This window comes from Kitasatospora sp. NPDC127111 (genome assembly GCF_042677465.1).
Classification (GTDB): domain Bacteria; phylum Actinomycetota; class Actinomycetes; order Streptomycetales; family Streptomycetaceae; genus Kitasatospora.
On sequence record NZ_JBHXTG010000038.1, the window covers coordinates 43,077 to 61,372 of the forward strand.

Consider the following 18,296-nt stretch of genomic DNA (forward strand, 5'->3'; position numbering starts at 1 on the left):
TGCCCGGCACACCTGCCGCCCACCCTCCGGAACGGCGCCCGCGGCCGCCAGCAGAGGTGGTGCTTCCGGGTGAGGGCCGGCGCGGAACGCTCCGGGCGGGGCGGGCCGGGCGCGGGCCGGGGCCGACGCGGGGCCGGGCACGGGCCGGGGCCGGGCGGCGGGCCGGAGCTGGGCGAGGCCGGGCACGGGAAGTCGGCCGGGCCGACTTCCCGTGCGGCCGCGTCACCCCGCACCGGGGGCGGCGGGGTCAGGACAGCCCGGAGCCCTCCTGCGACTCGGCCTCCACCGCGGCCCGCTCCTCGAGCAGCCGGACCACGTGCCGGCGGCGGGCCACCACGCCGTACGCCGAGGCCGCGCTGGCCGCGAAGGCGAGCGCGCCCACCCACGGACGGTCGAAGGCGTGGCCGCTCAGGTGGTCCAGCGAGTACCGGCCGGGCCCGGCCAGGCCCAGCGCCAGGCCGGTCGTCCCGAGGAACGCCGGGTACTCGTAGCCGCCGGCGGTCATGAAGAAGCCGGCCGGGGCGTGCACCGCGACGGCGCCCGCCATGGTGCCGGCCACCACCGCGCCGGCCACCGGCGTGGCCAGGCCCGCCATCAGCATGGCCCCGCCGCCCGCCTCGCCGAGGCCCGCCGCGATGGCGCTCTGACGGCCGGGGTGGAAGCCCATGTGCTCCATCGCCTTGGCGGTGCCCTCCAGGCCGCCGCCACCGAACCAGCCGAACAGCTTCTGGGTGCCGTGCGCGATCAGCACCCCGCCGACGGCGCCGCGCAGGGCCAGCAGGCCCAGGTCCTTACGGTTCAGACACATGTCGAATCCTCGTTCCAGCGGAGGGGGCGGCTTGCGTAGCAGCCGGTTTCCATAGCAGCCGAAAGGACGGGCGGACTCGACCCGGGACCGCCATCCGGGCGAACATCGAAGGAGCGGGGAATAGCGGGAGCGAGCAGAGTGGAGGGGCGGATGACCGTCACCCGGCCGGAGCGGCCCACGTACGTCCTGGACGGCCACCGGATCATCGACCGGGCCGCCTTCTACACCGCCCTCGGCGCCGCCCTGAACGGCCCCGGCGGCTACTACGGCTCCAACCTCGACGCGCTGGCCGACTGCCTGCACGGCGGGTTCGGTCCCGCTCCCCCGTTCACCCTGGTCTGGGAGGACTCCGACACCGCCCGCCGGCACCTCACCGGCACCGTCTACCTCGGCGACCGGCGGCTCGACTACTTCGACGCGATCCTCGCCACCTTGCGCTCCGAGGGCGTGGCGGTCGAGCTGCGATGATCGTCCCGGCCAAGCTTGGCCCATGTTCGTCTTCAACTTGAGCAGCGCCTTCATCGCCTTCTTCGCCGTCGTCGGCCCGCCGAAGGTCCTGTTGTCGTTCGCCCGGCTGGCCGGAACCCGCTCCGCCCGGGAGCTGCGCCGGCTGGCGGCCTGGTCCACGGTGATCTCCGCCGTGATCGGGCTGGTGCTCGCCTACACCGCCGACCCGGTCACCGAGCTGTTCCACATCAGCGACCAGTCGCTCCAGCTGGCCGGCGGGACGATCTTCTTCGTCTACGCCCTCGCGCTGGTCCTCGGCATCCACCTGGGCGCCGGTGCGGACGAGTCCGACGAACACCTGGCCAACCCGATGGTGGACGGCATCCGCGAACTGCTGCTGCCGTACATCGTCAGCCCGCTGGCGGTCACGGCGGTGCTGGTGGCCTCGCTCCTCAAGGACGACTGGGGCTGGCGCACCACCGTCGCCGGGGCCTACATCTCCGTCGTGGTGATCAACTACTTCTGCGTGGCGGCGCTGGCCCCGCTGATGCGGCGCACCCACCGGACCTCGCTGGAGGTGCTGTCCCGGCTGCTCGGCCTGCTGCTGGCGGCGGTCGGCGTGGAGCTGTTCCTCAAGGGCCTGGTGGGGCTGGGCCTGCACCTGCCGGACGCGCACTGAGTCCGGGCGGCGGGTCCGGCCGGCAGGTGCGGGCCCGGCGTCAGCCGGCCGCCAGCCGGGCCAGCACCTCACCGATGCGGTCCCGGACCAGCGGATCGGTGGCCAGGCCGTCCGGGCCGACCCCGTGCCGGTCCAGCGGGATCCGCACGCAGGCCTCGTCCAGCACGGCCGCGCCGGTGTAGCCGAGCACGGTGCGCAGGGCGGCCTCGGCCCCCTGGCCGCGGCCGGGGGCGGCGGCGTTGATCCAGCCGGCCGGCTTGTCCGAGATCTCGGTGCCGCCGACCGTCCAGTCGAGCAGGTTCTTGAACGCGCCGGGCAGGGTGCCCGCGTACTCCGGGGTGCAGACCAGCAGGGCGTCGGCGGCCGCGATCGCGGCCCGCAGCGCGGCGACCGGGGCCGGCAGCGGGTCGGTGTCGTGGTCGGGGTTGAAGTGCGGCAGGGCGGCCAGGCCGGTGTAGTACGTGGCGGTGACGCCCTTGAGCGAGTGCGCGACGGCGGCGGCGGTGCGCAGCACCGTCTCGTTGGTGGAGCCGGCGCGCAGGCTCCCCGGGAGCAGCAGGATGTGACGGTCGTCGTTCGGCATGGCGAGGAACCTACCGTTGCGCCGGGCGGGTCCGGTGCGAACCGGCCGCCGCGGCGGGGAGGGCTCCGTCAGGGCACGACCACCGGACGCCAGGGCACCGGGCTGGAGAGGATCATCGAGCTGGCCGGCTGGCCGTAGCCGCCGAGGCGGTCGGTGAGCGCCTCGAAGTCGGCCATCGCGGGCACCGCGACCACCAGCACGCAGCAGGCCCCGCCGGTCACCCGGTGCAGCTGGAGCACCTCGGGCCAGTGGGCCACCTCGGGGTCGCGCAGCACGCAGCGCGGGCCGTAGCACTGCAGCTGGACCACCGCGGTGATCGGCAGCCCGGCCCGGGCCGGGTCGACGTGGGCGTGGTACCCGCTGATCACCCCGTCGGCCTCCAGCCGGCGGACCCGTTCGGCGACGGCCGGCGCGGAGAGGCTCACCCGGCGGGAGAGCTCGTTGTACGAGAGCCTGGCATCGGCCTGCAGTTCGGCCAGCAGGCGGCGGTCGACGGCGTCCATGACGGCTCCCGGTGGGTCGTGTTCGGCGGGTTCGGATTGGCTGGATTCCGCTGCTTTGTGATCGTAAGGACGATCGGCGCAAAGACCTCTCGAACGACAAGTACGAGCGGCCGAGCGGTGCCCGGAGCCCATTCAAGAGCGGGTGGTGGCCGCCGCACAATGGGGCCCCGCAACGGTGCGGGTCATCAGGAGGGATCGGGATGGGGCACGACACGGTGGAGACACCCAACCTGTCGTTCGGTAGGGGCGACGAACCGGGTCACGGCACCCCGTACGCCCGCTACGTGCGGCTGGCCGAGCTGCACAGCCTGCAGAACCCGCGCAGCAAGGTGCCCGCCGAGCTGTCGTTCATCGTCACCACCCAGGTGATGGAGCTGCTTTTCGGCCTGCTGCGGCACGAGTGGACGCTCGCCCAGCAGTCGCTGCGCGAGGACGACCTGCCGGCCGCGCTGGCCGCGCTGCGCCGCGGCACCCACGTCCAGGACGTGCTGGTCGAGTCCTGGGACCTCCTGGCGACCATGACGCCGCAGGAGTTCAACGCCTTCCGCTCGGTGTTCGGCGAGGCCTCCGGCTTCCAGTCCTCGGCCTTCCTGCACCTGGAGTTCCTGCTCGGCAACAAGAACGCCGCCCTGCTGCGGATGTACGACGAGGTGCCGCAGACCCAGGCCGAACTGAGCGCGGCGCTGCGCTCCCCGGGCCTGTACGACGACGCGCTGGCGCTGCTCGCCCGGCGCGGGCTGGACGTGCCGCACGAGCCCTCGGAGCAGCGGCACCACGCCGACCCGGCGGTCGAGGCGGCCTGGCGGCGGGTCTACACCGAGCCCGAGCACGCGGCGCTGCAGCCGCTCGCCGAGGCGCTGCTGGACGTCGCCGAGCGGGTGACCCGCTGGCGCCAGCGCCACCTGGCGGCGGTCAAGCGCGCGATGGGCGCCAAGCCGGGCTCGGGCGGCTCCAGCGGCCTGACCTGGCTGCGCAAGTCGGCCGAGCAGGACGTCTTCCCCGAGCTGTGGAACGTCCGGGACGAGCTGTGACCGGGCCGGCGGCGAACGGACCCGTGGTGGACGGGCCGACGGCGAACGGACCCGTGGTGGACGGGCCGACGAACGAGCGGGCGGCGGACGAGAGCGCCGCGGACGAGAGGTTGGGCATGATCACGCGCGAGGAGTGCGCGGCGCTGGACGCCGCCGACCCGCTGGCGGTGTTCCGCAAGGAGTTCGCGCTCCCCGAGGGGATCGTCTACCTGGACGGCAACTCCCTCGGCGCGCTGCCGGCCCGCACCCCCGGACGGGTGCGGCAGGTGGTCGAGGAGGAGTGGGGCCGGGAGCTGATCCGCAGCTGGAACGAGGCCGGCTGGTTCGAGCAGCCCTACCGGCTGGGCCGGCGGATCGCGCCGCTGATCGGGGCCGAGCCGGCGGAGGTGGTGGTCTGCGACACCACCTCGGTCAACCTGTTCAAGGTGCTGACCGCCGCGCTGCGGCTGCGCCCCGGCCGCCGCACGGTGCTCGGCGACCGGGCGGCCTTCCCCACCGACCTGTACATCGCCGAGGGCGTTACCGGGCTGTTCGACGGCGCGCGCAGCGTCCTGGTCGACCCGGCGGAGCTGGACCGGCACCTGGACGCGGACGTCGCCGTCGTCGTCCTCTCGCACGTGGACTACCGCACCGGCGAACTGCTGGACATGCCGGGGATCACCGCCCGGGTCCAGGCCGCCGGGGCCCTGATGATCTGGGACGTCTGCCACTCGGTGGGCGCCCTGCCGGTCGAACTCGGCGCGAGCGGCGCGGACTTCGCGGTCGGCTGCACCTACAAGTACCTGAACGGCGGCCCCGGCTCGCCCGCTTTCCTGTACGTGGCCGGGCGTCACCTCGCGGCCGGGCCGGAGCAGCCGCTGAGCGGCTGGTTCGGGCACGCCCGCCCGTTCGCCTTCGAACCCGGCTACGACGCGAAGAGCGGCATCGGCCGGTTCCTGACCAGCTCGCCCTCGCTGCTCGGCCAGGCCGCGCTGGAGTCCTCGCTGGACGTCTGGGAGCGGGCCGACCTGGCCGCGGTGCGGACGAAGAGCCTCGCGCTGACCGATCTGTTCATCGGCCTGGTGGAGGGCTTGGACGGGGTCGAGGTGGCCACCCCGCGCGAGCACGCCCGGCGGGGCAGCCAGGTCGCGCTGCGGCACGCCGACGGCTACCCGGTGGTCCAGGCGCTGATCGCGCGCGGGGTGATCGGGGACTTCCGCGCCCCGGACCTGATGCGGTTCGGCTTCACCCCGCTCTACCTGTCGTACACCGACGTCTGGGACGCGGCGCGGCAGTTGGCCGAGGTGCTGGAGAGCGGCGAGTGGCGGGAGGAACGCTTCTCCCGGCGCGGCGAGGTGACCTGACCGCGCGACCGCGGAGGGCGGCGTACGGCCGGGGTCCGTTCGACCCGGCCTCACCCCGCCTCACCGGGAAGGGTTCGATCCCGGACGGTCGGGCAGGTACTCCTATGACCAATCGTCAGATCATAGGAGGGGTGCATGAACGTTGAACTCGGACCGCTGAAGCCCGAGCCGGCCGAACTGATCGTCGGGTTGCTCTGCTTCTTCCTGATGTTCTGGCTGCTCGGCCGCAAGGTCCTGCCCCGGATCGACCGGGTGCAGGCCGAGCGGCGGGACGCGATCGAGGGCCGGGAGGAGCGCGCGGAGGGGCTGCGCGAGGAGGCGGAGCGGATCCACCGGGCCTACCGGCAGGAGCTCGCGGACGCGCGCCACCAGGCGGCCCGGATCCGTCAGGAGGCCGCCGAGCAGGGCGCGGCGATCATCGCGGCGGCCCGCGAGGAGGGCGTCCGGGAACGGGACCGGCTGGTCGCCGAGGCCAACGCCCGGATCGCCGTCGACCAGGCGCTCGCCGCCGTGACGCTCCGGCAGGACGTCGGCGAGCTCGCCGTCGAGCTGGCCGGACGGGTGGTCGGCGAGTCGGTCTCCGCCGTCGCGGCCCGGCGCGACACGGTGGAACGGTTCTTCGACGAGCGCTGACCCGCGCGCACCGGATCCCGCCCGGTGACGCCGGACGCCCCCCGGTCCCGCCGACGGGGGCCGTCCGGCGTCGCCGTCACGGCGCGGTCAGCTCCCCGACCAGCCGCCGGTAGACCTCGAAGGCCGGCTTGCGCGAGTAGTCGTCCCGGAGCAGGCCGAACCGGTCGAAGGGGCCGGTCCCCGCGCTGTCCGCGTCCCGCAGGCTGAAGAACGCGTAGCCGTCGACGGTGAGTTCGCCGGCCAGGCCGGCCACCGTCCGGACCACCTCCTCCACCACTTCGGCCTGCCGCTGCTCGGACCGGTCCGGGCCGGTGGGCCAGCCGTGCTCGCAGATCCGGACCGGCACCGACGGTCCGATGCCCGCCTTGGCGAGCGCGTCGTGCCGGAAGCCGGTCAGCACCGCGGCCACCGCCCCGGCGAGGCGCTCCGGCGGGACGGGCCGGAAGACGTCCGGGAAGAAGTCCAGGCCGACGTAGTCGAGCGCCCGGTGGAACCGCTCGTCGGCCAGCGCGCCGAGCTCCGCCCAGAAGGTGTCGGCGGGGTCGGGGTTCAGCGCCGCGTTGAACCCGACCGCGAGCTCGTGCCCGCGGGCGAGCGCCTCCTCCTTGGCCGCGATCACCCCCTGGACCAGCGCCTGGCGGACGTTGGGGATGCTGCCGTCCACCGGGGGCAGGTCGGCGTTCGGCTCCTCGCAGATCTGCAGCGTGCCGATCAGGTGCCCCTCGGTCCGGACGGTCCGCCGGACGTGGTCCAGCCAGCCGTCCAGCCGCCCGCTCGGTTCGCGGAACTGGAGCACCAGGTCGAGCCGGCGGCCCTCGACCGCGTAGCGCGCGGGCTCGGCCGGGGTGGCCGCCGCGACGGGTGCCGCGTCGGTGTACGAGCGGTAGGCGCGCACCAGGAAGGCGGGCGCCGTGCCCTGGAGCTCCCGCAGGGCCGCCGTGATCCGGGCCGGGTCGTCGGGGTGGACGGGTTCGATCACGCCGGTGTCGTCGCCGAGCAGGCCGCCGGGGTAGATGCCGAAGGTGAAGGTCATGCCGCCACCGTAGCCGATATTTTTGGTGTCACTGCAAATTTGGTGCAGCACCATGGTTCCCGGCATGATTCCCGCATGACCGCTGCCGTCCCCCCAGCCGTGCCCCCAGCCGCGCCCCCGGTCCCGCCCCGAGCCGCGTCCACCGGTCAGGCTCCGGCCGTGGGGCTCCGCGAGCTCAAGAAGCGGCAGACCCGGACCCTGCTGGCCGACACGGCGATGGGCCTGTTCGCCGAGCGCGGGTTCGACCGGGTCACCGTGGCCGAGGTGGCCAAGGCGGCCGGCGTCTCGGCCAACACCGTGTTCAACTACTTCCCGACCAAGGAGGACCTCTTCTTCGACCGGCAGGACGAGGTGGTGGCCCACCTGGCGACCGTGGTGCGGCGGCGGCCGGCGGGCAGCCCGGCCGTCGACGCCGTCCGGGCCGACCTGCTGGCCGGGCTGGCGGAAGGGGAGCCGACGTACGGGCTGAGCGCCGAGGCCGCCGTGTTCTGGCGGGTGGTCGCGGAGAGCCCGGCACTGCGGGCCCGGCTGCTGGAGCTGGGCGAACGCTCCGAGGCGGCGCTCGCCGAGGCGTTGGCCGAGGAGTCGGGCGCGGAGCCGGACGACCCGCTGCCGCGGCTGCTGGCGGGCGCCCTGGCGGGGGCGCACCGCGCGGTGCTCGCGGAGATCCGGCGGGGCATCGTGGCGGGCGAGCCGGTCGCGGCCGTCCGGGCCCGGGTCGAGACGGCGGCGACCGCGGCCTTCGGCCTGCTGCGCGCGGGGCTGGCGGACTACCCGGCGCGATGAGCGCGGCGGCGCGAGCCGAGCCCTCCCCCACGGACGGCCGCCTCTCCCCCACGGACGGTCGCCGCCCACCGACCGCTAGGTTGGAGGCATGACTTCCGAGGACCAGGAGCACCGCCAGGACCCGCACGCCCCGCTCGCCGCCGTCGCGGCCAGCACCGACGTCCTTCGACACCCCGAGGCCGGCGAGCACCTGCTCACCGCACAGGAACACGCACGCGCCGCCCGGTTCCGGCGTGAAGCGGGGCGGGTCGACTACACCGCCGCGCACATCCTGGTCCGGTTCTGCGCCGCCCGGCTGCTCGGCGTCCCGGCCGACTCGCTGACGCTGGCCCAGCACTGCCCCGACTGCGAGAAGACGGACCACGGCAAGCCGTACCTGCCGGACCACCCGGACGTCCACGTCAGCCTCTCCCACACCAACGGCGTGGTCGCGGCGGCCGCCGGACACCAGCCGGTCGGCGTCGACGTCGAACTGACCACGCGCACCGGCTCCCAGCTCGACGTCGCCGGACGGGTGCTCAGCCCCGCCGAGCTGCGCCTGGTCGAGACGCACCCGGAGCCGGAACTGGCGTTCCTGCGCCTGTGGGTGCGGAAGGAGTCGCTGATCAAGCTCGGGCGGGCCAGCCTGGACGGGCTCGCCACCGTCGACCTCTCCGCGCTGCCGCTCGACGTCCCGGCCGACCGGCCGCTGCGCAGCCGCTACCAGGACCTGCACCTGCTGGACTGGACCGAGCCCGCGCAGGGCGTGGCGGTCTCCGCGGTGAGCACCGCCGCGCCCCGGGTCGTGGTGCTGACGCCACCGGCGGAGGCCCCGGCCCCGGCGCAGGCCCCGGCGGAGGCCCCGGCGGAGGCCCCGGCCTCGGCGGCCGGCTGAGCGACCGCCTCTTGAGCGACCGCCCCTTGAGCGACCGCCCTTTGTCCGGGGCCCGACCCGCGCGGCCGGGCCCCGGATAAGCGGTGTTAGCGTGCCTGCTCGGGGCACGGCAACCGACGGCCCCGGCTGCCCGCGCCGCGTCGGCGCGCAGCCCCCGGTGGATCAAGGGGTGCTCCCGCCATGGCCAAGTTCCTGCTGAGCCTGCACGTCCTCGCCTCGGTGCTGTTCATCGGCCCGGTGGCGGTGGCCGTCAGCATGTTCCCGCGCCGGGCGAGGGCCGCGCTGGCCGGCGGGCCCGACCGGGCGGCCGAGGCGGGCACGCTGCGGCTGCTGCACCGGATCACCCAGGTCTACGCGCTGCTCGGGATAGCCGTCCCGGTGATGGGCATCGGCGTGGCCCAGGTGATGGACGTGCTCGGCCAGTCCTGGCTGATCGTCTCGATGGTGCTCACCGCGCTCGCCGCGCTCTCGCTGCTGCTCTTCGTGCTGCCCGCCCAGCAGGCGGCGGTGGACGCGCTCGACCTGGACGCCGACGCGCCGGAGCACGGCAAGGCGGTCCAGGGCCTGCGGCTGCTGCCGATGACCGCCGGCGTCTTCAACCTGCTCTGGGCGGTGGTCGTGGTCCTGATGATCATCCGGCCGGGGTCGACCACCGGCGTCTGAGCGCAGTACCTTCCTGCTCATGACGATCGTGGGTGTCATGGGTGCCGAGGCGGGTACGGGTGTCGGGCCACTGCTGCGCGGCTGGCGCGAACGGCGGCAGCTCAGCCAGTTGCAACTGGCGCTCCAGGCCGACTCCTCGGCCCGGCACATCAGCTTCATCGAGAACGGACGCTCCCGCCCCAGCCAGGAGATGGTGCTGCGGCTCGCCGAGCAGCTCGACGTCCCGGTGCGCGAGCGCAACTCCCTGCTGCTGGCCGCCGGTTACGCCCCGCACTACCCCGAGACACCGCTGGACGACCCGGCGATGGACGCCCTGCGGGGCGGCATGGAGCGGCTGCTGGCCGCGCACGACCCGTACCCCGCGCTGGTGGTCGACGGCACCTTCCGGGTGCTGGCGGCCAACCGTTCGCTCGGCGTGCTGCTCGCCGGCGTCGCCCCGCACCTGCTGGAGCCGCCGCTGAACGCGATGCGGATCACCCTGCACCCGGAGGGCGTGGCGTCGCGCATCGTCAACTTCCGCCAGTGGCGCCGGCACCTGCTGGAGCGGATGGAGCACCAGATCTCGCTGGTCCGCTCGGAACCGCTGCGCGAGCTGTTCGAGGAGGTCTCGGCCTACCCCGAGCCGGCGTCGGCGCTCCAGGAGCCGGAGGAGGACATCACCGAGCTGTTCCCGTTCGCGCTGCCCCTGCGGATCGCGTACGAGGGCCGGGTGCTGTCGTTCCTCTCCACCATCGCGACCTTCAACACGCCCATGGACGTGACCGTCTCCGAGCTGGCCATGGAGACGTTCCTCCCGGCCGACGCGGAGACGGTCGCGTTCCTGCAGGCGGCGCTGAACCCGTAGCGGTCCGGTTTCAGCTGGGCCGGGCGGCGGCCGTCCGGCGCAGGGCGGCGAACTGCAGGACGGCGAACACCGCCACCGTACCGGCCTGCAGCGGGATCCAGACCAGGCCGGCGGTGCTCGGCTCCAGCCAGAGCTCCATCGCCACCAGGCTGAGCACCGTCCACACCAGGTTGATGTCGATCACCGCCTGCACGGCCGACCGGGCGGGGCGGGGGCGGGCGGCCAGCAGGCCGACCGCGAGGCCGAACACCACGAGGACGGCGCCGAGTTCGACCAGGGTGGAGGCGCCGACGCCGAGCAGGTCGCCGAGCGGGCCGGAGAGGGCCAGGTAGGCGAGGCCGTTGCCGCCGCTGACCAGCGCGTCCAGGGCGAGGAGGCGGCGCAGGTTCCGCCGGGCCTTCCGGTCGGCGGCGGTGCCGGCGGTGGCGGCGGTGGTGGTGGCGCGGGCGGCGGTGAAGGTGTTCGCGGACATGGCGGATCAGCCTCCGGAGGTGGGGTTCGGTCCCGGTGCGGTCGGCGTTCCCGGGCGTTCACCACTCTGCCCGCCCCGCTCCGGGGCGTCGATTACCTCCGAGGTCATGCCCCCGGAGGCACGGGCGCGCGGCTGCCGGAGCGCGGCCGGCGGTGCGCGTTCGCGGCGGGCCGCTGGAGGGGCACGCCCGCCCGCTTGACCGCGCGGGCGACGATGGCGGTCTCGGCCCGGTCGACGCCGAGCGGGCCGAGCGTCCCGGTGAGGAAGCGGTAGAGCCCGGCGTGGTCCGCGCAGAACAGGGTGGCCATCAGGTTGGTCGGTCCGCTGGTGGCGAAGACGCCGTGCACCTGCGGGTGGCGGGCGAGCGCCGTCCCGACCTCGGCGAGGCGGCCCGGCGGGACGTCGAGCCAGAGGTTGGCGTCCACGGCCATGCCCAGCAGCCGCGGGTCGACGGTGGCGTGGGTGCGCAGCAGCCCGGCCGCGGCGAGCCGGTGCAGCCGGCGGCGGACGGTCGACTCCGGCGCGCCGACGGCCGCCGCCAGCGCGGCGTGGGACTGCCGGGCGTCGGCGGAGAACCGGGCCAGCAGGGCGCGGTCGAGCCCGTCGAGCGCGGTCTCCCCCGGGGCCGCCCGCGGCACGGGCGGTGGGGTGAGGGCGGCCACCTCGTCCTCGTCCAGATGACCGGCCTGCCACTGCCCGGTGTCGGAGAAGGCGTGCAGCACGGCGTGGGTGGTGGTCTCGGTGACCGCGGCGGTGGCCGGCAGTTGCGCGTACAACAACCGGTCCCGGGAGCCGGCGTCACCGAGCATCACCGCGCCGACCTCCTGTCCGCCGAGCATCACGTCGACGAACGGCACGTCCGGCCGGTCGGCCAGCGCCTGCGCGATGGTGTCGACCTTCCCGCGCAGCACCCGGACCCGCAGCAGCAGCGCCCCGACCGCGGCGTCCTCGACGTCGGGCATCCGGACCACCCGCAGCAGCCCGGCCTGCTGCATCCGGGCCAGCCGGCGGGTGACCGTCCGGGCGGAGACGCCGAGCACCTCGGCGATCCGGCCGGTCTCGGCCCGGCCGTCGATCTGCAGCGCGCACACCAGGCGGCGGTCCAGGGTGTCCAGCACGCTGTCCGGATCGGCCGTCGAAAGGTCCACGCGTGTCCGATCTCCGTCACTTCTTGCCGATCCAGAGTCCTGTTCGGCAGCAATGACGGTACTCCTCGTCCTGGGCGGCCGGGAGATCCCGGCCGCCGGGGACCGGAGACAGGAGGACGGCGATGAGCCGGGCGACCGATCGGCTGACGCGGCGGGTGACCGCCGAGGAGGCGGAGCACGAGGTGGCGGAGCAGGGGTACGAGGTGGCGGGGTACGTGACGGGCGCCGGGAGCGGAGCAGTGACGAAGCGCGTGACGGACGAGGTGGCGGAGCTCAGGGAACTGCTGCCCGGGGTCGAGGCGGCGGTGCGCGAGGTCGGCGCGCGGCTGGCGGCGGTGCGGCCGGGCGAGCCCACCCCCGGCCGGACGGCGGCGGAGGCGATGGCGCACTTCGCCGAGCTGGACGGCCCCGCCGCCGCCGGCCTGCGGGCCCGGCTGGGCGAACTGCGCCCGCAGGCCGGCTGGGTGACCGGCGAGCTGGAGGGCACGGTGCCGACCGAGGGCGAGTGGTGGCTCTGCGACGCCACCGACGGCGCCGTGCAGTACCTGCTCGGCCAGCCGCACTGGGCGGTCACCGCCACCCTGGTCCGGGACGGCGTCGCGGTCCTGGCCGTGGTGCACGCGCCGCAGCTCGGCGGCCGGACGTACCGCGCCGTGCGGGGCGGCGGCGCCGAGCTGGACGGGCGGGCCGTCGCGCCGCTGGAGCGCGAGCTGGCGATCGCCGTCGCCGCCACGAGCCAGCCGCCGTCGGCCGCCGAGGACCGGGTGGCGCTGCGCCGGGCGGGCGAGTCACTGACGGCGGTGCTGGGCGAGGTGCTGGCGGTGCGCAACCTGGGACCGACCTCGCTGCAGGTCGCCCAGGTCGGCTCCGGGCACCTGACGCTGTTCTGGGAGTACGGGGCGGACGCGGGCAACCTGCTGCCGGGCGCGCTGATCGCGGCCGAGGCGGGCGCGACGGTCACGGACGCGGCCGGGGCGGCCTGGACGGCCGGCTCCGACAGCTTCCTGGCCGCCCCGCCCGCCCTGCACGGGGAGGTGCTGGAGGTCCTGCGCCGGGTCCGCTGAGCGCCGGCGGGCGCTCGGCCGGTGCGGGCCTCGGCCGGTGCGGGCGGCTGGCGGTGCGGGCCTCGGCGGGGGCGCGCCGCTCGGTGGGCGCGCCCCGAGGGGTGCTCAGCCGACGTGTCCTCAGTGACGCGGGCTCAGCCGGTGGGCGCGGGGAGCCGGAAGAGCCGGGCCGCGTTGTCGTGGCAGACCGCGCGCAGCCAGTCCGCGCCCAGGCCCAGCCGGTCCAGCGCCTCCAGCTGGTGCACGTACCGGTACGGGATGTTGGGGAAGTCGCTGCCGAGCAGGACGCGGTCCCCGAGCCCCGCCAGGCGGGGCAGTTCGGCGGACGGGAACGGGGTGTCGCGCTCCACGAAGTCGGTGAGCGCCATGGTGGTGTCGAGCCGGACCTCCGGGTACCGCTCCGCGAGGTCGAGGAAGTCGGTGTACTCGGGCAGCCCGAGGTGGGCGACGACCAGGACCAGCCGGGGGTGCCGGGCCAGCACCTCGCCGATCGGACCGGGTCCGGTGTGCTTGCCCGGGACCGGGCCGGAGCCGCAGTGCGTCACCACCGGGGTTCCGGTCTCGGCGAGCAGGCCCCACACCCCGTCCAGCCGCCGGTCCGCCGGGTCGTACCCGCCGACCTGGAGGTGCGCCTTGAACACCCGGGCGCCGTCCTCGATCGCCCGGGCCACGTACCCCGGCGCGCCGGGCTCGGGGAAGAAGGTGGCGGTGTGCAGGCAGTCCGGGGTGCGGGCCGCGAAGCCGGCGGACCAGCCGTTGAGCCAGGCCGCCATGCCGGGCTTGTGCGGGTAGAGCATCGAGGTGAACGCCCGGACGCCGAAGTCCCGCAGCCACTGGACGCGTTCGTCCTCGGTCTGGCGGTAGCTGATCGGCCACGGCCGGTCGACCAGCGGACCGGCCGCGTCGAAGTACGCCCACACCTTGTCGAGGACGTTCTGCGGCATGAAGTGGGTGTGCACGTCGACCAGGCCGGGCAGGCCGAGGCGCTGCCAGAAGGCCCGGACCTCGGCCGCCTCGGCCGCCCGGTCGACGGGGCCGGCCGGTATCGGCGCCCCGCCGCTCATGCGGGCACCGGGCGGGCGCGGTCGATGATCGCCCCGGCGTCCGTGCCGGCGGGCAGGGTGCCGAAGGCGGCGCCGTGGTCGCCGCCGAGGCGGGAGGCGCAGAAGGCGTCGGCCACCGCCGGGTCGCCGTGACGGACCAGCAGCGAGCCCTGGAGGGCCAGCGCCATCGCCTCGACCAGCCGGCGGGTGCGGAACTCCACGTCCCCCAGGTCGGTGAGCTGCTTGCGGAGGTCGGCGACGGCGGCGTCGAGCCGGCGGTCGGCGCCGGCCGCCGCGTCCAGTTCGCCGAGGAAGGCCTCGACCGTCTCCGGCCGCCTGGCCATGGCGCGCAGCGCGTCCAGGGCGGCGACGTTGCCCGAGCCCTCCCAGATCGAGACCAGCGGCGCCTCCCGGTAGAGCCGGGGCATGCCGGACTCCTCGACGTAGCCGTTGCCGCCCAGGCACTCCAGCGCCTCGGCCGCGTGCGCCGGACCGCGCTTGCAGACCCAGTACTTGGAGACCGCCAGCCCCAGCCGCCGGACCAGCGCCTCGGTCTCGTCCCCGGCGAGCGCCCGGTCGGTGGCCTCGGCGAGCCGCATCGCGACGGTGGTGGCCGCCTCGGACTCCACCACCAGGTCGGCCAGCACGTTGCGCATCAGCGGCTGGTCGACCAGCGCCTTGCCGAACGCGCGCCGGTGGACGGCGTGCTGGACGGCCCGGGTGGCGCCGAGCCGCATGCCGGAGGCGGCGCCGACGGTGCAGTCGAGGCGGGTCATGTTGACCATCTCGATGATGGTCGGGACGCCCCGCCCCTCCTCGCCGACCAGCCAGCCGACCGCCTCGTCGTACTCGAGCTCGGCGGAGGCGTTGGACTTGTTGCCCAGCTTGTCCTTGAGCCGCTGGATCCGGAGCCGGTTGCGGCTGCCGTCCGGGAGGACGCGCGGCAGCATGAAGCAGCTCAGGCCGCCCGGCGCCTGGGCCAGCGTCAGGAAGAGGTCCGACATCGGCGCCGAGGTGAACCACTTGTGGCCGGTCAGCCGGTAGGTGCCGTCCGGGTGCGGCGTGGCGGTGGTGGTGTTGGTGCGGACGTCCGAGCCGCCCTGCTTCTCCGTCATCGACATGCCGGCGATCAGCCCGCGCTTGCCGTGCGGCTCGCGCAGCCCGAAGTCGTACTCGGTCGCGGCGAGCAGCGGCTCCAGCCCGTCGGCGAGGGCGGGGGTGGCCCGCAGGGCGGGCACGGCGGCGTAGGTCATCGAGACCGGACAGGTGTGACCGGCCTCGACCTGGCCCCACACGTAGAACTTGGCCGCCCGGGCGGTGTGCGCGCCGGGCCGCTCGTCGCGCCAGGGCGCGGCGTGCAGGCCGTGGCCGACGGCGGTGCGCATCAGCTCGTGCCAGGCGGGGTGGAACTCCACCTCGTCGATCCGGTGGCCGAAGCGGTCGTGGGTGCGCAGCACGGGCGGGTACTCGTTGGCCAGCCGGCCCCACTCGGCGGCCTGCTCGGAGCCGGCCAGGCGGCCGAGCTCGTGCAGCTCCGGCTCGGCCCAGCCGGCGCCGGCCCGGTGCAGGGCGGCCAGCAGGGCCGGGTCGTCGGCCGTGTCGTGTCCGTACGGCAGGGGCACCTGGTTGGTGACCTCATGCGTCGCTGTCATCGCGTCCTCCCAGGGCACGCAGGGTGAAGGAGACCAGGGCGGGGACCACCTCGGGCACGGTGTCCCCGGTGGCGGGAGTGTGGGCGGCCACGAGCGGGCCGGCCAGCGCCTCGCCGACCGCGCCGACCAGGGCGGCGGCGGTCAGTTCCGGGTCCTGGCGGGGCAGTTGGCCGGTCGCCACGGCGGCGGTGATCTGGGCGGCGATCACGTCGCGGAACGCCCGCCGGAACACCAGGCGCTCGCTGTCCACGACGGCGTCGGCCGGCTCGACCAGCAGCGCGTAGGCGAGCCTCGGCGCGCGCAGGGCGCGGGCGGCGAAGGTCTCGACGACGGCGGCGACCCGCTGCTGCGGGGTCTCCCGGCGGGCGACGGCCTCGTTGACGGCGGCGATCTCGCGGGTGACCACCCGGCGGAAGAGCTCGACCGACAACTCGGCCTTGTTGGCGAAGTGCTGGTAGAGGCTGCCGGTGGCGATCCCGGCGCGTTCCGCCACGGCGGCCATCGAGCACCCGCCGTAACCGCGCTCGGCCAGCAGCCCGACGGCGGCCTGCAGCACCGCTTCGCGCTGGGCGTCCAGGCGGGCTTGGACGGCGGGGGTGCGTCGGTAGGCCATGGAAGTATTGAAGCACCGATTCACCGCTTCGGGGAGGGGGCGCGCGGGGGTTCCGGGGGGGGCGCCTGGGAGCGGTTCCGGGGGCGGCGGGGCAGGGCCGGGCGGCGGGCGGCGGGCGGCGGGCGGCGGGCGGCGGGCGGCGGGCGGCGGGCAGGGTCGCGTGCGGCGGGCAGGGCCGGGTCCGGGCGGGGTCGTGTACGGCAGGCAGCACCAGGTCCGGTGGGCCACGCTGGCAGGGCGGGCCGAAGTCCGGCGCCGCACGCGAAGGGCCACCCGCCGGCGTGGCTGCCGGCGGGTGGCCCCGGGGGTCGCGCGAGCGTTGCGGGTGGCCCGTGCGGGTGACCGTTACCGGTCGCCGCTACAGCCGATCGTCATTCCGATCGTCACGGGCGGTCGTCACGGCCGGTCGCGCTCCACCTTCAGACCCTCCTCGTCCAGCGGGCCGAAGGGCGGGATCTGGTGCCCCTGGGCGAGCGAGCGCGCGGCCGGGTCGGCCAGGCCGGCCCACTCCAGCACCTTGGCGGTGGCCGCCGCCGACTCCGCCGCCGGCAGCTTGCCGATGTTGGAGCCGTGGTTGCCGCCGGGCACCGTGTAGACGTAGCTGTCCTCGCTGCCCCAGCCCAGCCGGAACGGCTCGGCGCCCCACGGGTCGTTCTGCCCGTAGACGAAGATGATCCGCTCGGCCGAGTGCCGCACCCAGCGGTCGATGTCACGCATCGCGGACGGGTCGAAGCGCATCGGGATGTCCTTCGGCACGTAGGTGCGCGGCGAGTACAGCTCCTTGAAGTCGTAGTGCTGCAGGCCCTTGAGGTGCGGCACCTCGAAGGTCGGCGCGCCCAGCTCGGTGCCGGCCTGGTAGTAGTACGGGGTGTACTGGGCGAGCGACTGGTCGCTGTTGCCGGTGATGCCGGACTGGGCGTCGAACCACGCGTACAGCTGGTCGTCGGTGGCGGTGGCCGCCGCCGGGACGTTGGCGCAGTCCGCCTCGGTGCTGTACTGCCAGAACGCCCACACGGTGTCGAGCACGCCGGCCTCGTACGCCCGGTCGGCACTGCCGGTGGTGGCGAACGTCGAGCCGGCCTTCTCGTTGTCGGCCACGTAACGGGCCTCCAGCCGGTCGCGGCGGACCAGCAGCTCGCGCTGGGCCGCGGCGAGCGCGGCGCGGCACTCCGGGGTGCCGACGTTCTTGAAGAACTCGGTGTAGGCGGAGTCCTCGCGGTTGTCGACGTCGTTCGGCGCGACGTAGGCGATGGTGCCGTTCACGTCGTCGGGGAAGAAGCGGCGGTGGTAGGTCGACGACATGCCGCCCTTGCTGGCCCCGGTGGAGAGCCACTCGCGCTGGTAGATCCGCTTCAGCGCGGTGATGATCCGGTGCGAGTCGGTGGCGGCCTGCCGGATGCCGGCCTTGGTCCAGTCGGCGGGCTCCGGGCGGGACGGCGTGAAGTAGCGGTACTCGATCGAGACCTGGTTGCCGTCGGTCAGCCGGGCCGGCTCGGTGCGCGACGGCGTGGTGCGCAGCGTGTAGCCGTTGGTGTAGAAGACGGTCGGCCGGTCGTAGCCGCGGTGCAGCACGCTCAGCCGCTGCTGGAAGGTGCCCAGCCACGGGCGGAAGTGGTCGATCGGCTGGGTGTAGGTGAGCAGGAAGTAGCGGTGGTCGGCGTCGGTGGGCTTCTCCTCGGTGATGGTCATGCCCGGGATCGCCGCGAGCCGGTCCTTGATGTCGGCCTTGGGGTCGTCGGCGACGGAGGGGGCCGCGCCGGCCCCCGCTCCCGCCCCCGGATCGGGCTGCGCCAGGGCGGGCGTCGCCGCACCGAGGCCGAGCAGCGGTATCAGCAGAACGGCGACCAGCAGCCTTCTGAGCTTGGTGGACATCAACTCTCCATCGGATCAACGGAACTGTTGGACACTCTCCGGCAGCCGGTGCCCGGCTGCCGGTCGGACGGGCCGTCCGGTAGACGGCCGAGTGGGGGCCCCCCCCCGGGCGGGGGGGCCCCCCCGGCCGGGGGTGGGGGTGTGGGGGGCCGGCGGGGGGGGGCCGGGACGGGGGTGGGGGGGGGGGTTGGGGGGGGGGAGGGAG

The 18,296-nt window shown here is 75.0% G+C and carries 20 protein-coding genes; 10 read left to right on the top strand and 10 right to left on the bottom strand.

The features are described 5' to 3' along the window. Positions 1-247: 247 nt before the first annotated feature. A complete protein-coding gene (locus ACFVHB_RS22670; protein ID WP_380325073.1) occupies positions 248-808 on the bottom strand; it encodes a DoxX family protein in 561 nt (186 codons plus the stop codon). A gap of 150 nt (positions 809-958) precedes the next feature. On the opposite strand from ACFVHB_RS22670, the gene ACFVHB_RS22675 reads away from it, so the two are divergent. After that, on the top strand, positions 959-1,276 hold the full coding sequence (locus ACFVHB_RS22675; RefSeq protein ID WP_380325076.1) for a barstar family protein: 318 nt from the start codon (positions 959-961) through the stop codon (positions 1,274-1,276). 22 nt (positions 1,277-1,298) lie between these two features. Next, positions 1,299-1,934, top strand: a complete 636-nt coding sequence (locus ACFVHB_RS22680; RefSeq protein WP_380325079.1) for a MarC family protein — start codon at positions 1,299-1,301, stop codon at positions 1,932-1,934. Positions 1,935-1,974: 40 nt separating this feature from the next. On the opposite strand, the gene ACFVHB_RS22685 is transcribed toward ACFVHB_RS22680, so the two are convergent. Both ACFVHB_RS22685 and ACFVHB_RS22690 read right to left on the bottom strand, forming a co-directional pair. Beyond that, the gene (locus tag ACFVHB_RS22685; RefSeq protein WP_380325082.1) at positions 1,975-2,517 is read right to left on the bottom strand and encodes an NADPH-dependent FMN reductase; all 543 of its coding nucleotides are present in this window, start codon (positions 2,515-2,517) and stop codon (positions 1,975-1,977) included. 68 nt (positions 2,518-2,585) lie between these two features. Further along, complete coding sequence (locus tag ACFVHB_RS22690) at positions 2,586-3,020, bottom strand: Lrp/AsnC family transcriptional regulator (RefSeq protein ID WP_380325085.1); 435 nt, start codon at positions 3,018-3,020, stop codon at positions 2,586-2,588. 200 nt (positions 3,021-3,220) lie between these two features. Between ACFVHB_RS22690 and ACFVHB_RS22695 the strand changes: the two genes are divergently transcribed. The 3 genes from ACFVHB_RS22695 (at position 3,221) to atpF (ending at position 6,027) form a co-directional block, all read left to right on the top strand. Beyond that, complete coding sequence (locus ACFVHB_RS22695; RefSeq protein ID WP_380325088.1) at positions 3,221-4,051, top strand: tryptophan 2,3-dioxygenase; 831 nt, start codon at positions 3,221-3,223, stop codon at positions 4,049-4,051. Between the two features lie 116 nt (positions 4,052-4,167). Further along, positions 4,168-5,394 (top strand): kynureninase, encoded by a 1,227-nt coding sequence (kynU, locus tag ACFVHB_RS22700; RefSeq protein WP_380325180.1) that lies wholly within the window; start codon positions 4,168-4,170, stop codon positions 5,392-5,394. Between the two features lie 135 nt (positions 5,395-5,529). Continuing rightward, positions 5,530-6,027 (top strand): F0F1 ATP synthase subunit B, encoded by a 498-nt coding sequence (atpF, locus tag ACFVHB_RS22705; RefSeq protein WP_380325091.1) that lies wholly within the window; start codon positions 5,530-5,532, stop codon positions 6,025-6,027. A 76-nt stretch (positions 6,028-6,103) separates the two neighbouring features. On the opposite strand, the gene ACFVHB_RS22710 is transcribed toward atpF, so the two are convergent. After that, positions 6,104-7,126, bottom strand: coding sequence for a hypothetical protein (locus tag ACFVHB_RS22710; RefSeq protein WP_380325093.1), 1,023 nt, complete (start codon positions 7,124-7,126; stop codon positions 6,104-6,106). A gap of 93 nt (positions 7,127-7,219) precedes the next feature. Here ACFVHB_RS22710 and ACFVHB_RS22715 point away from each other — a divergent pair, with 93 nt between their 5' ends. From ACFVHB_RS22715 to ACFVHB_RS22730, 4 genes are all read left to right on the top strand, one after another. Beyond that, complete coding sequence (locus ACFVHB_RS22715) at positions 7,220-7,846, top strand: TetR family transcriptional regulator (protein WP_380325096.1); 627 nt, start codon at positions 7,220-7,222, stop codon at positions 7,844-7,846. Between the two features lie 88 nt (positions 7,847-7,934). After that, complete coding sequence (locus ACFVHB_RS22720) at positions 7,935-8,720, top strand: 4'-phosphopantetheinyl transferase family protein (RefSeq protein ID WP_380325099.1); 786 nt, start codon at positions 7,935-7,937, stop codon at positions 8,718-8,720. A gap of 180 nt (positions 8,721-8,900) precedes the next feature. Further along, positions 8,901-9,383: a DUF2269 family protein gene (locus ACFVHB_RS22725; protein WP_380325102.1), complete on the top strand. Its 483-nt coding sequence runs from the start codon at positions 8,901-8,903 to the stop codon at positions 9,381-9,383. Between the two features lie 19 nt (positions 9,384-9,402). Continuing rightward, the gene (locus ACFVHB_RS22730; protein ID WP_380325104.1) at positions 9,403-10,227 is read left to right on the top strand and encodes a helix-turn-helix domain-containing protein; all 825 of its coding nucleotides are present in this window, start codon (positions 9,403-9,405) and stop codon (positions 10,225-10,227) included. Between the two features lie 10 nt (positions 10,228-10,237). Here the strand turns inward: ACFVHB_RS22730 and ACFVHB_RS22735 are convergent, their stop codons facing one another. Beyond that, complete coding sequence (locus ACFVHB_RS22735; protein WP_380325107.1) at positions 10,238-10,699, bottom strand: hypothetical protein; 462 nt, start codon at positions 10,697-10,699, stop codon at positions 10,238-10,240. Between the two features lie 104 nt (positions 10,700-10,803). Then, the gene (locus tag ACFVHB_RS22740) at positions 10,804-11,847 is read right to left on the bottom strand and encodes an Lrp/AsnC family transcriptional regulator (protein WP_380325110.1); all 1,044 of its coding nucleotides are present in this window, start codon (positions 11,845-11,847) and stop codon (positions 10,804-10,806) included. Between the two features lie 122 nt (positions 11,848-11,969). Here ACFVHB_RS22740 and ACFVHB_RS22745 point away from each other — a divergent pair, with 122 nt between their 5' ends. Beyond that, a complete protein-coding gene (locus ACFVHB_RS22745) occupies positions 11,970-12,911 on the top strand; it encodes an inositol monophosphatase family protein (RefSeq protein WP_380325113.1) in 942 nt (313 codons plus the stop codon). A 134-nt stretch (positions 12,912-13,045) separates the two neighbouring features. Here ACFVHB_RS22745 and ACFVHB_RS22750 read toward each other — a convergent pair whose 3' ends face one another. From ACFVHB_RS22750 to ACFVHB_RS22765, 4 genes are all read right to left on the bottom strand, one after another. Beyond that, on the bottom strand, positions 13,046-13,975 hold the full coding sequence (locus tag ACFVHB_RS22750) for an amidohydrolase family protein (RefSeq protein ID WP_380325116.1): 930 nt from the start codon (positions 13,973-13,975) through the stop codon (positions 13,046-13,048). Beyond that, entirely contained in the window at positions 13,972-15,606 is a 1,635-nt protein-coding gene (locus tag ACFVHB_RS22755; RefSeq protein WP_380325118.1) for an acyl-CoA dehydrogenase family protein, read from the bottom strand. The genes ACFVHB_RS22750 and ACFVHB_RS22755 overlap by 4 nt, the downstream gene beginning before the upstream one ends. Next, the gene (locus ACFVHB_RS22760) at positions 15,590-16,219 is read right to left on the bottom strand and encodes a TetR family transcriptional regulator (RefSeq protein WP_380325121.1); all 630 of its coding nucleotides are present in this window, start codon (positions 16,217-16,219) and stop codon (positions 15,590-15,592) included. The genes ACFVHB_RS22755 and ACFVHB_RS22760 overlap by 17 nt, the downstream gene beginning before the upstream one ends. A 396-nt stretch (positions 16,220-16,615) precedes the next feature. Then, positions 16,616-18,091 (bottom strand): S28 family serine protease, encoded by a 1,476-nt coding sequence (locus ACFVHB_RS22765; RefSeq protein WP_380325124.1) that lies wholly within the window; start codon positions 18,089-18,091, stop codon positions 16,616-16,618. Positions 18,092-18,296: the final 205 nt, after the last annotated feature.